The organism is Yinghuangia sp. YIM S10712 (assembly GCF_051388935.1).
In the GTDB taxonomy this organism is placed as follows: Bacteria; Actinomycetota; Actinomycetes; order Streptomycetales; family Streptomycetaceae; genus Yinghuangia.
On the sequence record NZ_JBPKBI010000007.1, the window covers coordinates 63,159 to 76,914 of the forward strand.

Below are 13,756 nucleotides of genomic sequence, written 5' to 3' on the forward strand. Positions count from 1 at the left end.
GCCATGGGCGGATGCCATCCGGACCCTGGAGTCCGTTTGCTGTCCGCACGGAGGAACGATGGGCGAGACCGCGATCCGAGCGGACGCCGCGCGCATCAGCCGCCGTCCGGACCTCCCGCCTCCGTGAGCCGCCCATCGGCGAGCCGCAGCCGACGGTTCACCCCGATCTCCGTCAGGAACCGTTCGTCGTGGCTGACCACGACGAACGCCCCTTGGTACGCGCTCAGTGCGCTCTCCAGTTGACCGACGCTGACCAGGTCGAGGTTGTTGGTCGGCTCGTCCAACAGCAGAAGCTGCGGCGCTGGTTCGGTGCACAGGACGCAGGCGAGCGTGGCGCGGAGGCGTTCGCCGCCGGACAGCACGCCGACCGGGAGGTGGACGCGCGTTCCCCGGAACAGGAATCGGGCCAGCAGGTTCATCCGCTCCGCGTCCGTCAGCGCCGGCGCGAACGCGGCCATGTTCTCCGCCACCGTGCGGTCGAGGTCCAGCAGGTCCAACCGCTGCGAGAGGTACGCGACCGGCCCGTCCGCGCGACGCAACTCCCCCGACTCGGGCGTCATTTCGCCGTGGATCAGACGCAACAGCGTGGACTTCCCCGCGCCGTTGGAACCGGTCAGCGCGATGCGCTCCGGGCCGCGGATCGTCAGGCCGACGCCTTCCGGCGCGAACAACGGCCTTTCCCCCAACCGGACTTGCAGATTCTCACCGTGGAACACCGTGCGCCCGGCAGGGACGTTGGTCCCCGGCAGGTTCAGCACGATCCGCTGCTCGTCGCGCAACGCGCGGCCCGCCTCGTCGAGCCGGGCCTGGGACTCGCCGACCCGGGCGGCGTGCGTCTGACGCGAACGGCCGGCCGATTCCTGGGCGCCGCGCTTCATGTTCCCGGCGAAGATCTTCGGCAGGCCCGCGCTCTTGAGGTTGCGGGCGGCATTCCCCGCCCGGCGCTCGGCCCTTTCCCGGGCCTGCTGCATCTCCCGTTTCTCCCGCTTGAGTTCCTGTTCGGCATTGCGCACGTTCTTCTCGGCGGTCTCCTTCTCCGCCCTGAGTGCCTCCTCGTACGCCTCGAAGTTACCGCCGTAAAAGCGCAGTTCGCCGCGTTCGAGCTCGGCGATGCGGTCCATGCGGCCGAGCAGCGCCCGGTCGTGGCTGATCACCAGCAGGCAGCCGTTCCACTCCTCCAGGACGGTGTAGAGGCGCCGGCGCGCGTCCAGGTCGAGGTTGTTCGTCGGTTCGTCGAGGAGCAGGACGTCCGGCCGTTTCAGCAACTGGGCGGTCAGGCCGAGGGAGACGATCTGGCCGCCGCTGAGGGTGTGCAGTCTGCGGCCGAAGTCGAGGTCGGTGAGACCGAGCCGGTCGAGGTGGCCGCGGGTGCGCTCCTCGATGTCCCAGTCGTCGCCGATCGTGGTGAAGTGCTCCTCGGCGACGTCTCCGGCCTCGACGGCGTCGATGGCCTCGATCACCCGGTCGATCCCGAGAATCTCCGCTACGGACAGGTCACCGGTCAGCGGAAGGCTCTGCGGGAGGTAGCCGAGCGTCCCGCGTACGGACACGTTGCCGCCGCGGGGCCGCAGCTCCCCGGCCATCAGCTTGAACAGCGTGCTCTTTCCGGCGCCGTTCGGCGCGACGAGTCCGGTACGGCCGCCGCCCACGGTGAAGGACAGGTCCTCGAAAACGGCGGTGTCGTCGGGCCAGGCGAAAGACAGGTTGGTGCAGATGATGAACGCGTCGGACATGCGAGAGACCTCGGGTGTCACGCGGGCGCGGCAAGAAGCGGCTGCTCCGCTGGAAACGTGGATCAGTGGACGACAAAACGGCCACGGCGGCGGCGCTGCCGATCACACGGCACTCGCGCCGGCCGGTGGCCGGGCACTTCCGGTATCACCCGGAGATGTCGTCGTCACCCGCCACGTTGGTCTCCTCGAAATCGATGGTCGCGAAAAAGCTCGAACCATTGTACCCGGCCGGCGGCAACGGCCGGATCGCCCTCGCCCCCGGGAGAGGACGAAGGCGAGGGCGAGGGCGATCGCACCGAACTCGTCGGACCGCCGGCATCAGACCGCCAGCAACTGCCGCACGCCTTCGTCCTGTAGTCGGCTGCCCTCGCCCTCGTAGACGACCGTTCCGGCGTCCAGCACGGTGAAACGGTCGGCGAGCCGCATCGCGAAGTCCAGATACTGCTCGACGAGGAGGACCGCGAGCCCCCGCTCCCTGTTCAGCAGTTCGATGACGTCCTCGATCTCGGTGACGATCGACGGCTGGATGCCCTCGGTCGGTTCGTCGAGGATCAGCATCCGGGGGCGCGTCACCAGGGCACGGGCGATGGCCAGTTGCTGCTGTTGGCCGCCGGACAGGAAGCCCGCGCGGCGACGCAGCAGGGGGCGCAGGCGCGGGAAGACGTCGAGCGCCTCGTCGATCGCCGAGCGGTCCTTGCCGCCGCAGGCCTCCCAGGTCACCCGGAGGTTCTCGGCGACCGTCAGTTGCCCGAACGTCTCGTGGCCCTGCGGCACGTATCCCATGCCGAGCCGCACGCGCTCGTGGGTGGGCAGTCTGGTGATGTCGCGCCCGTCCAGGGACACGCTGCCGGCACGCGGGGGCAGCACCCCCATCACGGCGTTGAGCAGCGTCGTCTTCCCGACTCCGTTGCGGCCCATGACGCACGTCAGCGACCCGGCGGCCACCGCGAGGTCGACGCCGAAGAGCACCTGCGCACGGCCGTACGCCACCTCCAGGCCCGTGACCTCCAGCATCAGGCGGCTCCTTCCGGGTTCGGACCGGCGCCCACCGCCGCCGGCTCGGCCGCCCGCGTGTCGCGCGAACGGCCGAGGTAGACCTCGCGGACCTGCGGGTCGGCCTGGACGTGGGCCATGTCGCCCTCGGTGAGCACACGGCCTTCGTGCAGGACGGTGACGGTGGAGGCGTACGTCCGTACGAACTCCATGTCGTGTTCGATCACCAGCACTGTCCGGTCTCGCGCGACGTCGGCCAGCAGTTCGCCGGTGCGCTCGCGTTCGGCACGGGACATGCCGGCCACCGGTTCGTCGAGCAGCAGCAGGCGCGGCTCCTGGGCCAGCAGCATCGCGATCTCCAGCCATTGGCGCTGGCCGTGCGACAGCACACCGGCCCGCTGTCCGGCGAGGTCGAGCAGGCCGGCCCGGTCGAGGACCGACGCGACTTTGTCGCTGCGCCCCTTGCGGCGGCGCAGCAGCGCGGGCAGGCGCATGCGGAAGCTTGCCGCGAGGTCGACGTTCTCCTCGACGGTGAGCTCTTCGAACACGACCGCGGTCTGGAACGTGCGTCCGATGCCGAGGCGTACGATCTGGTGTTCGCGGCGGCCGACGATTTCCCGGCCCGCGAAGACCACGCTGCCTCCGGTGGGTCTGGTCAGCCCGGTGACGACGTCCACGAGTGTGGTCTTGCCGGCGCCGTTCGGGCCGATGAGGAAGCGGAGTTCGCCCTCGCGGACGGTCAGGTCGATGCCGTCGATCGCGCGGAATCCGTCGAAGACGACGGAGAGTCCGCGGATCGCCAACAGGGCTTGGCCGCCGTCGGCGGTGTCGGTGTGCCCGTTGGTCGCCGACTGCGGCTCGGCGGGGGTGCTGCCGGTCACGCGACCGCCTCCTTCTCGACGTCGACGGCTTCGGCGGGTCGGGCGGGTTCGTCGTCTCCCGGGCCCCGGGTCGGCCGGGAGGAGGCTCCCGCCGGCTGCCGGCCCAGGCGCCGGGTGGCGGCGAAGTCGCGGATCTGACCGGCGAGTCCGACCACGCCCTTGGGCGCGTACGCCATCACCGCGATGAACAGGGCGCCTTGCAGGTAGAGCCATCCGTCCGCGAAGTTCTCGGAGAACGTGGTCTTGGCGTAGTTGAGCAACACCGCGCCGAGCACCGCGCCGGCGAGGACGTAGCGCCCGCCGACGGCGACCGCGAAGACCAGTTCGAGTGACGGTACGACGCCGAGCAGCGCGGGCGAGATGATGCCCACGACCGGGACGAACAAGGCGCCCGCGATGCCCGCGGAGATCGCCGACAGGGTGAACGCCACCGTTTTGACCACGGCGGGGTCGTAGCCGAGGAACCGCACCCGGTCCTCGCCGTCGCGGACCGCGACGAGGAGGCGTCCGTACCGGCTCGCCACCAGGTGCCGGAAGCCGAGGTACATCAGCCCCAGCACCGCGGCGACTGCGAAGTACAGGACGCGCCGGTCGGCGTCACTGGCCAGGTCGAGGCCGAAGAACGAGGAGAAGTTGGTGAGCCCGTTGGTGCCGCCGGTCAGACCCTGTTCGCCGACGAGCCAGATGACGAACGCGGCGGCCAGCGCCTGCGTGAGGATGGCGAAGTACGCGCCGCGCACCCGGCGGCCGAAGACCAGCAGGCCGAGGAGTGCCGCGACGGTGCCCGGCAGCACCACGACCATCAGGCCGGCGAACCACGGCTGTCGGAACGGCTCCCACAGCAACGGGAGTTCCTCGACGCCGCTCCACACCATGAAGTCGGGCAGCTCCCCGGGACCGGCCTCGGCGAGTTTCAGGTGCATGGCCATGGCGTATCCGCCCAGGCCGAAGAAGACGCCTTGGCCCAGGGTGAGCATGCCGCCCTTGCCCCACGCGAGGCCGATGCCGAGTGCGGCGATCGCGAAGCACAGGTATTTGGCAAGGAGTTCGAGGCGGAACGGGGACAGGGTCGCGGGCGCGACGGCGAGTACGAGCAGGGCGACGGCGAGGAAGCCGGCCGGGCCGCGCCACCGGCCGGACTTCAGGCGCCGCCCGAGCAGGCCGGGGGTGTTCACGTCAGCTTCCGGGAGCGAAGGACGAACAGGCCCTGGGGGCGCAGTTGGAGGAATCCGATGATCACGGCGAAGACCACCACCTTGGCGAGTGAGGCGTCGGACCAGAACTCGGCGTAGCTGTTGACGAGTCCGAGGACGAAGGCCGCGATCACCGCGCCCTGGAGGCGGCCCAGGCCACCAGCGACGACGACGAGGAACGCGTCGACGATGTAGTACGTGCCGAGCGCGGGACCGACCGGGCCGATGAGGGTCAGGGCCACGCCCGCGATCCCGGCCAGACCGGATCCGATGAAGAACGTGCGCTGGTCGACGCGGGAGGTCGCGATGCCGCTGCACGCGGCCAGGTCGCGGTTCTGCATGACGGCCTGCATGCGGCGGCCCTGTTTGGTGCGGGCCAGGTAGAACCAGATGCCCGCGACGCACACCATCGCGAGCACGAAGATGAACATGCGCGCGTGCGGGATGCGGACGCCGAACCATTCGGCACCGCCCACCAGCCAGGACGGCGCCCGCACCTGCACGTTCGGTGCGCCGAACATGTCGCGGGCGGCCTGTTGGAGGACGAGGCTCACGCCCCAGGTCAGCAGCAGCGTGTCGAGTGGTCGGCCGTAGAACCGGCGGATGAGCGCGCGTTCGAGCACCAGACCCATGAGGCCGGCGACGAGGAACGCGACCGGGAGTGCGACGAGGACGGCTTGTCGGCCGGCCCAGTCCTGGAGCATGTAGGCGGTATAGGCGCCCGCCATGATGAATTCGCCGTGCGCCATGTTGATGACGCCCATCTGCCCGAACGTGAACGTCAGGCCGAGTGCGATGAGCAGCAGCACCGCACCGATGGAAAGGCCGATCGGCAATTGGTTCGCGAAAGCGTTCACCGGCATTCCTCCTTTTCGGACTTGCCGGGACTCCGCGCCCACACGGATCCGTGTGGGCGCGGAATCTTTTCGAGGGTTCCGGCGGTCGGGTCAGGAGGAGCGGGAGCGGGGTCCGGCCACCGGGGCGTATCCGGTCACAGTCCCTCGGCCCACGGGTATTCCTTCAGATAGGGGTCCGGCTTGATCGGTCCGCCGGAATTCCAGACCTCCTTGATGAGGCCGTCGGGCTGGACGACGCCGATGCGCGCGGTCTTGTACACGTGCTGAGTCGCCCCGTCGATGGTGACCTTGCCTTCCGGTGCGTCGATGGAGACGCCGTCGCAGAATTTCTTGATCGCCTCGGGGTCGAAGCTGTTGGCCTTCTCGACGGCGGCCTTCCACAGGTACACGGAGTTGTAGCCGGCCTCCATCGGGTCGGAGGTCACCTTGTCGGCGCCGTATTTGGCTTTGTACGCCGCCACGAATTCGGTGTTACGCGCGCCCTCGGTGGTCTGGTAGTAGTTCCACGCCACCGGCTGCCCGGCCAGGTAGTCCGGTCCGATTCCGCGGACTTCCTCCTCGGCGACGCTGACCGACAGGACGGGCATGTCGGCGGCCCCCACACCGGTGCTGCGGAGCTGCTTGAAGAACGCCACGTTGCTGTCGCCGTTGAGGGTGTTGAAGACGGCGTCCGGCTTCGCCTGCGTGACCTTGTTGATGACCGTGCTGTACTCGGTGTGGCCGAGCGGCGTGTACTCCTCGCCGACCACTTCCATGCCGTTGGCCTCGGCGTACTTCTTGATGATCTTGTTGGCGGTGCGCGGGAACACGTAGTCGCTGCCGACCAGGAAGATCTTCTTCTTGCCCTGGGACTTGAGGTAGTCGAGCCCCGGCACGATCTGCTGGTTGGTGGTCGCGCCGGTGTAGAAGATGTACGGGGAGGTCTCCAAGCCCTCGTACTGGACCGGGTAGAACAGCAGTTGCTTGTTCTTCTCGAAGACCGGCAGCATCGCTTTCCGGCTCGCCGACGTCCAGCCGCCGAAGGTGACGGCGACCTTGTCGTTGGAGATGAGCTTCTGGGCTTTCTCGGCGAAAGTCGGCCAGTCCGAGGCGCCGTCCTCGACGACTGGTTCCACCGTCTTGCCGAGCACTCCGCCCTTGGCATTGATCTCGTCGATCGCGAGCAGCACGGAGTTCTTTACGGTCACCTCGGAAATCGCCATCGTGCCGCTCAGTGAGTGCAGGACGCCGACTTTGACGGTGTCGCCGCTCGTATCGGCACCGGCGTTTCCGGTGGACGTACTCTCATCGGACGCACACGCGGTGCTCACGAGTACGACGGCCAAGGAAAGCGCGGCCAACCTGGCGGCGCGTCTGCCCAGGGATATTCTTCGCACGCGTCGCGGCTCCTTCTCGGGTCGATTGACGCCCCGAGTGTCGCGACGCCCGGTTTCCCTGCTGATTCGCGTTTGTTAATCGCTCATTGCCATGCACGCACGGCAATGAGCGATTCGCCCGGACGCGGGCCGCCGACGGGCGGTCGGCTCAACTGCTTGTCAGCCGCATGACCACGCGCGCACGTTCCAACAGCGCTTGCACGCGTTCGGTCGCGACTCCGGCGGCCTCGGCCGCGGCGGTGAAGGCGTCTGCGTCGCCTCGCGCCAGCTCGGCGACCGAGCGGTCGCCGACGATGCGGGCGAGTTCGGAAAAGTGGTCGTCGGTGAGATCGGCACCGCGCGGCAGTTCGGCGGGCCAGACAGCCTGCCAGATCCGCCGCCGCTCCCCGGCATCCGGAAACGGAAAGCGGACGCAGTAGGTCAGTCGGCGGATGAACGCCTCGTCGATGTTGTGGAGCAGGTTGGTCGCCAGCACGGCGAGCCCGTCGAATTCCTCCATGCGCTGGAGCAGATAGGACACTTCGAGGTTGGGTCCCGGCCCGGCCGCGGGCGCGTGCCGCGACCGCGTCGACCGTACGTCGCAGGTCGGCCCCGGCCAGGTGCGTCCACGCAGCCGACACATCTGCAACGCGCGGGACTCCGGGGTCGGCCGATTCGGCGTCCAGCTCGACGCCCCGTGCAGCCAAGGCATGCGTGAGCGCGGTGGTGTCTCGGGCGCATGCCGGAACATGCAGCGAGACGACCTGTGCGGCGGCGGCGGACGCTCCTGCGGGGGCGAGCGAACGCGGGCCGCCGATCACGATCGCGTGCCTGAACAGCGCCCACACGGTGTCGGGCGGCGTACAAAAGGACGCGTCGACGATCACCACGGCTTCCCGGAGCACGGCCTCGGCCGCGATCCGCCGGGCGATCGCCGGTTCGGTCAGGGCCTCCGGCCGTACGGTGAGCACAGGGCGCCCGGCCTTGGCGGCACCCGACCACGCGGCGTCGAGGCAGGCGCCCGGGTGCGGGCCGAACACGTGGCTGAGCGACGCGGTTTCCCGTGCTGTGCGTTCGGCGAGCACGGCCGCGGCGGGCGATTCGGTGACGTCGCCGGGCGGCAGGGTGTCAGGGGCGACGAACGGCACGAGATCTTCGGCGAGTTCGGTGACCCGAACGTCCACCGCAGCAGAGCGGCCGACGGGCGCAGTGCGTCGGCGAACGACGGTCCTCCGACCGGGCCGTCTCCGACGGTCTCCACGAGCCCCCGGCCCACGAGCGGCCCGTGGGACGACAGCAGCATCGCGAGGGCCGGCCGGTCCCTGCCGTCCTCACAGCACAGGCGTGCCACGAGGTCGAGCGTCGGGCGCGGCCGCGCCGGGTCGCGGTGCAGCCAGCCGATCACCCGGCCGACGCGTGGCGGGCCTGACCGTGCGGCCGGTCATCCGCCGCCGGGCTTGCCGGGCGCCACAACGCGGGCACGGGAACGGCTGGGCGCCGGGATGGTCCGCCTTCCGTCGGCCTTCCGGGCATCGGGAACGCCGCTCACGTCACCGGGTGTGAGCTCCCGCGACGCGAGCGTTCCCGGGGCCGAGCCGCGTGTGGCCGCGCGTACCACGAGCGCCGCAGCCGCCTCGCGGCGTGAGACGCCCAGTTTGCGCAGCACCGCGTGGACGTGGCTTTTGACCGTCGACAGGCCGATGAACAACTGCTTGGCGATCTCGCCGTTCGTCCGCCTCGGTGCCGACGAGCGAGGCGTCGGTTTCGACGACGATTCCGAAGCCCTGCGAGCCGGCGACGGGGTTGCCGGAGAACGCCCGTGGTGTCGCTGCGGAAGGCGAGTTCGCCAGGGCACCCGCGCCGGCGGCGAGGACCATGCTCGCCCCTACGACGCACGCGGTGGCCGCGCATGTTGATGATGTGGAAGGCATTCGGCCATGGTCATCCGCGGCATCAGGAAGGAGTCACGCATGACTCGCTAAATCTGATAAATCACTCCAATGGAACCAGCCAGGTGACTCCTTGAGAGGCAACGAAAGGGCGGCCGACAGCGCTGCTCGCGTTGTCGGCCGCCCCTCACGAGACGCCGGCTCGAACCGGTCAGCGGCAGACCACGCCGGCTTTCGGGAGCGTGCCGGCGGTCAGGTACGCCTCGACCGCGCGGTTGACGCACGCGTTGTCGCCGTACGAACCGTGTCCGTCCCCGTCCCGCACGAGCACGACCGAGCCCTGGTACGCGCGTCCGAGCCCATGGGACCACTCGACCGGAGTCGCCGGGTCCCGGCTGCCGCCGATGATCAGGGCCGGCGCGGCGCCTTCGACGGTGAACGCGCCGGGGCGGTCGGCGGCGGGCGAAGCGGGCCAGTTGACGCACGCCTTGCCGCCCCAGACCAGTACCGGGCCGAACACCGGTGCGGTCTTCTTGTATTCGGCGATCTTCGCCTGGATCTGCGCATCGTCGACGGCGAGTGGGGCGTCCGCGCAGTTGACGGCCGTGAGGGCGTCCGACGAGCCGTCCCACCGACCGTCGTCACCGCGTCCGTTCATCGCATCCACCAAAGCCAGCAGCACGTTGCCGGTTCCCGTGCGCTCGGCCTCGGTGAGGCCCACGCGCAGGTATTCCCAGGCTTCCTTGTCATAGAGGGTGAACGCGATTCCCAGGGTCACGACGGTCCCGGTCACCACCCGCGCCTCGTCGGTGGGCAGAGGTTTGGCCTCGGCCTTGTTGATCAGCGTGATGACCGCGCTTCTGGCCTGATCCACCGTCCGACCCTTATAAGGGCAGTCCGCCTGCTTCACGCAGTCGCCGAGGAACGCGGTGAACGCCTTCTCGAAGCCCATCGCCTGCTGTTCGTTCGAAGCCGCCGCATCCACGGCCGGATCCACGGCCGCGTCCAGCACCAGCCGTCCCGTGCGGGCCGGGAAGAGGTCGGCGTAGACCGCGCCGAGGTATGTACCGTACGAGTAGCCCAGGTAGTTCAGCTTCTCGTCGCCGAGCACGGCGCGCAGCACGTCCATGTCACGGGCGGCGTTGCGGGTGCCGACGTGGGGCAGCAGGTCGCCGGAGTTCTTCTCGCACGCGGCAACGTACTTCCCCTGCCACTCGTCGAACTCTGCGCGTTCCTCGGCGGTGTCGGGCGAGCCGTCGATCTGCGACATGCGGTCGTTGTCCGCGTCGTTGAGGCAGGCGATCTTCTCACTTCGGCCCACTCCGCGGGGGTCGAAGCCGACCAGGTCGTACCGCTCGGCGACGGGCGCGGTCAGGAGTTCGCCCTCGGAGTCCTTGACCATGTCGTACCCCGACCCTCCGGGCCCGCCGGGGTTGACGACCAACGAACCGAGGCGCTGCGACTGGTTCTTGGCCTTCAGCCGGATCACCGCGAGCTCGATCCGCTCTCCGTCGGGCGCGGAGTAGTCCCGCGGCACCTGCACGGTCGTGCACTGGTAGGTCCGCTCGCACGCCTTCCACACCGGCTGCTGCCGGTAGTACGCGGCGAACCTGGTGTCGGACTGCAGGTCGGTGCCGGGCGCGGGTATCGCTGGTCCCGGAGTGCCCGAAGGGACGTTCTGGGGCTTGTCGTCCGCCGAGGTCGGCGTCTCGCTCGCCGCGCCGCCGTTGTCGTTCTTGTTGCTTCCTGACTCGCAGGCGGTCAGGAACACCACCGCGGCGAGCGCCGCGGCGATCCCGGACATGGCGCGAAGTCTGCGCCGTGGAAGGCTGGCTGATTGCACGTGCGCGTACACCTGGAGATCCCCACCCGTTGACACAAGGCGTCCGGGCAGGACGTTCCGCTCGCATGTGCGTGCCCCCCCGGACGGCGACAGACGTCCGGCCGCGGATGGCATATTACAATCGGGATTTTGCGTTCTAGCCTGGGGTTGCCTGGTCAGAGCCGCTTCGCGACACGGAGCCCCGCTCCGTAGAAGCCGCTTCCGTCGATGCGGCTGGTTCCCCCGAGGTCCCCGAAGGTCGGCCCGTTGGCCTCCTCTCGGCTGGAGACGAAGCGGGGGTGGCCGGCGTCGTCGGGGCCGAGGTAAATGCCGGTGTGGTCGAGGCGCTCGCCGGTGCGCGGGTCGATCTCGAAGAACACCAGGTCACCCGGGAGCAGAAGGTCCACAGGCACGGATTGGTCCGGGTGGGTGCGCCGGAGAATCGTGGTTCCGGGCCCGACGGTGGCCATGCCGTTGGCGGTGCGCGGCAGCCCCGTGCCCTTGGTGTCGGTGCGCAGCAGGGGATATCCCATGCGGTAGCCGTACACCATGCGGACGAAGCCGGAGCAGTCGAACATCGCGTGCCGGGTCGGGTCGGGCGTTTCCTTGCTCTTGTCAGGGAAAGTCCAGGTCTGGCCGAGGTAGTCGTAGAAATCGGTCTGTTCGAGGCGCAGGTCGTTGCCGCTTGACCCGTCGGGGTTGATCGGCCCGAACCCGGCGTCGCCGGCGACCTGGACCCCCGCCTTGTCCTTGCGCGCCGGCGCCCCGTCGCCGTATTCGAGAGCGACGGCGATGACGTCGGGACTGGTGTCGGCGAGTGCGGCGGCGAACCACGTGCGGAACCACGGCTCGTTCTGCGCCTCCGCCTTCCACGGCTGGGGCATGAGGCGCACCCACGCGTCGGTGGCGACGGTCGCGGTCGTCGTGCGTGGTTCGGTGAACTTGCGCACCGGGCCGCGCAGTACGGCCGTACGGGCGCCGTCGGTGAAGGTCGCGACGGTATCGCCGCGCGCGTCGCGGGCCAACGTGCGGTCGGGGTCTTGGACACGGTCGTAGACATAGCCCGTACCGTCCCCGGGAGCGACAGCGGCGATGGCCGGGGGACGCTCGTTGGCTGCGGGCTCGTTCTTGGCCTGCTCGTCGGCGTACTCGCGCAGTTCCCGGTGCAGGGAACCCGCGACGACGGCGAGGACCGTCACCAAGACCAGTGCGGTCAGTTGCCCCCGCTTGCGGTTGCGGGTCGAGCGTCGGCGGTTGCTGCTCATGGCTCCTCTACTGCTCGAAAAACGAATACGGCGGCTACAGCGACGGGATGGCGCCCAGCAGCACCCCGGCCGCGAGCACGACGTATCCGACAAGGGTGACGGTGGCGGTGGCGAGCATGGTCGCGGCCGGGGGCTGGCGCACCAACTGGTAGGCGATCAGACCCGGGACGATGAACCCGAGGGTCTGGTGCGCGAACAGCATCGGGTAGCGGTCCTGGAGGAAGAGGAACAGTGTGCTCTGCAACAGGACACCGAGCAGCACGACCGCCGCGAACAGCCTTTTGCCGTACAGGATCACGACCTTCTGCATCACGCGGACGCCCAGGTACGTCACGACTGTCACCCCGAGGACGAGACCCGCGCGCTGAAGGTCCTCGACCAGGGTCAGGGCGAGCCACCCGGGGGTGATCATGCCGCCCGGCGAGAGGTTCGTGGTGAGGTAGCAGACCAGGGAGAACAACAGCCCGAGGGCGATGCCGATCGCCGCCGCCTCCGGGGTCAGCACGGCCGGGTTCACGCGTGTCCTCCGAAGTGGTGCGCCGCCGGGGTGCCGGCCGGGGTCCGGTCCGCGGCCTCGGCGGGGGTGGCGATGTCGCGGTCGAGCTCGTGCAGCTTCTCGATGAGCAACTCGCCTTGGCCGTGGATGTTGCCGATGGCGACCAATGAGTCGTCGGCGCCGGTGTGTTCGAGGATCGACGCGAGGAGGTCCTCGGGCTCTCGGGCTCCGCCGAGATCGACGACACGGTCGCGCCACTCGCGTGGCAGGGCGTCGTACGCGCTGCGCACGGGATGCCCGATGAGGAACACGCGTTCGGGTGCGATGTCGGGGACGATCGCCCCCATCTGGCCGTTCCGCTCGACGCGGTCGGGGCGGCAGTTGATCACCACGTGCAGGGGCTCCGCGATCGCGTGCTGGCCGAGCAGTTGGCGGACGTTCATGAGGGTCGACTCGGGGTCGTTGGCGGCGAAGACGTTGGCGAACCGCAGTCGGCGGCCGTCGGGCGTCAGCAGCCGGTCGACGGACAGGACCCCGGGGTCGGGCGGGGCCTCCCACATGCCGCGCAGGGCGTCGGCGCGGGAGACGCCGAGGAGTTCGGCGACGGCGAGGGCGATGGCGACGTTCTCCTTGAAGGTGATCCACGAGAAGCCGCGCATCTCCTCGTCGGTGACGGACTCCGGGTCCACCGCGATGAGTCGGCAGTCGCGGGCGTCGGCCTCCTCCTGGAGGATGTGCAGGCGGTCGCGTTCGGCGGTGACGCAGATGCCGTGGTGCGGCATCGAACGGGACAGGGAACGCGCGACGTCGTCGAGGGTGGGGCCCATCTCCGCGAGGTGGTCCTCGCGTACGTTGCACAGCACGCCGATCGTGGACTTGATCAGTTTGGTCTGGTTGGTCTCCTGAAGTGCCGGCATGACCGCCATGCACTCGATGACCAAGGCGTCCGGCCGGTACGCGGCGGCACGGCGGACGATGCCGATCTGCTCGACGATGTTGGCGATGCCGAACTTGCGGTAGACCGGCTCCTCGGTGGCGTCCGGGTGGATGAACCGGGCGGCGGTGCCGGTCGTCTTCGCGACGGTGACCAGGTTGCCGCCGCGCAGCGCTCCGGCGCACAGGCGGGTGATCGAGCTCTTGCCGCGGATGCCGTTCACGAGGACCCGGCTGGGTATCTGGTCGAGGCAGCGGTCGTGGCGGCGTTGCTCGATGATTCCGGCGGTGAGCATCGCGAGGGAGCAGACGAGGAACACACAGTAGAGGAACTGCACT

At 69.3% G+C, this 13,756-nt stretch carries 12 protein-coding genes and 1 pseudogene; all 13 read right to left on the reverse strand.

What is annotated here, in order from left to right:
• Positions 1-95: 95 nt before the first annotated feature.
• The gene (gene abc-f / locus ACRX5W_RS16840) at positions 96-1,733 is read right to left on the reverse strand and encodes a ribosomal protection-like ABC-F family protein (protein WP_436788972.1); all 1,638 of its coding nucleotides are present in this window, start codon (positions 1,731-1,733) and stop codon (positions 96-98) included.
• 318 nt (positions 1,734-2,051) lie between these two features.
• The gene (urtE, locus tag ACRX5W_RS16845) at positions 2,052-2,747 is read right to left on the reverse strand and encodes an urea ABC transporter ATP-binding subunit UrtE (protein WP_436788973.1); all 696 of its coding nucleotides are present in this window, start codon (positions 2,745-2,747) and stop codon (positions 2,052-2,054) included.
• Positions 2,747-3,532 carry an urea ABC transporter ATP-binding protein UrtD gene (urtD, locus tag ACRX5W_RS16850; protein WP_436789163.1) on the reverse strand — a complete coding sequence of 262 codons (786 nt, stop codon included), beginning with the start codon at positions 3,530-3,532 and terminating at the stop codon, positions 2,747-2,749. Before urtD ends, urtE begins: the two co-directional genes overlap by 1 nt.
• A gap of 71 nt (positions 3,533-3,603) precedes the next feature.
• Complete coding sequence (urtC, locus tag ACRX5W_RS16855; protein ID WP_436788975.1) at positions 3,604-4,782, reverse strand: urea ABC transporter permease subunit UrtC; 1,179 nt, start codon at positions 4,780-4,782, stop codon at positions 3,604-3,606.
• On the reverse strand, positions 4,779-5,657 hold the full coding sequence (gene urtB / locus ACRX5W_RS16860) for an urea ABC transporter permease subunit UrtB (RefSeq protein ID WP_436788976.1): 879 nt from the start codon (positions 5,655-5,657) through the stop codon (positions 4,779-4,781). The genes urtC and urtB overlap by 4 nt, the downstream gene beginning before the upstream one ends.
• 134 nt (positions 5,658-5,791) lie before the next feature.
• Positions 5,792-6,982, reverse strand: coding sequence for an urea ABC transporter substrate-binding protein (urtA, locus tag ACRX5W_RS16865; RefSeq protein WP_436789164.1), 1,191 nt, complete (start codon positions 6,980-6,982; stop codon positions 5,792-5,794).
• 199 nt (positions 6,983-7,181) lie between these two features.
• Entirely contained in the window at positions 7,182-7,724 is a 543-nt protein-coding gene (locus ACRX5W_RS16870) for a hypothetical protein (protein WP_436788977.1), read from the reverse strand.
• Positions 7,725-7,955: 231 nt separating this feature from the next.
• Positions 7,956-8,420 (reverse strand): annotated as a pseudogene (locus ACRX5W_RS16875) (hypothetical protein); the annotation flags it as partial.
• A gap of 33 nt (positions 8,421-8,453) precedes the next feature.
• A complete protein-coding gene (locus tag ACRX5W_RS16880) occupies positions 8,454-8,867 on the reverse strand; it encodes a response regulator transcription factor (protein WP_436788978.1) in 414 nt (137 codons plus the stop codon).
• A 245-nt stretch (positions 8,868-9,112) separates the two neighbouring features.
• On the reverse strand, positions 9,113-10,705 hold the full coding sequence (locus tag ACRX5W_RS16885) for an alpha/beta hydrolase (RefSeq protein ID WP_436788979.1): 1,593 nt from the start codon (positions 10,703-10,705) through the stop codon (positions 9,113-9,115).
• A 194-nt stretch (positions 10,706-10,899) separates the two neighbouring features.
• A complete protein-coding gene (locus ACRX5W_RS16890; RefSeq protein ID WP_436788980.1) occupies positions 10,900-11,988 on the reverse strand; it encodes a C40 family peptidase in 1,089 nt (362 codons plus the stop codon).
• A 34-nt stretch (positions 11,989-12,022) separates the two neighbouring features.
• Positions 12,023-12,505, reverse strand: coding sequence for a poly-gamma-glutamate biosynthesis protein PgsC/CapC (locus ACRX5W_RS16895; protein ID WP_436788981.1), 483 nt, complete (start codon positions 12,503-12,505; stop codon positions 12,023-12,025).
• Positions 12,502-13,755, reverse strand: coding sequence for a poly-gamma-glutamate synthase PgsB (gene pgsB, locus ACRX5W_RS16900; RefSeq protein ID WP_436788982.1), 1,254 nt, complete (start codon positions 13,753-13,755; stop codon positions 12,502-12,504). The genes ACRX5W_RS16895 and pgsB overlap by 4 nt, the downstream gene beginning before the upstream one ends.
• Between the last annotated feature and the right edge of the window lies 1 nt (position 13,756).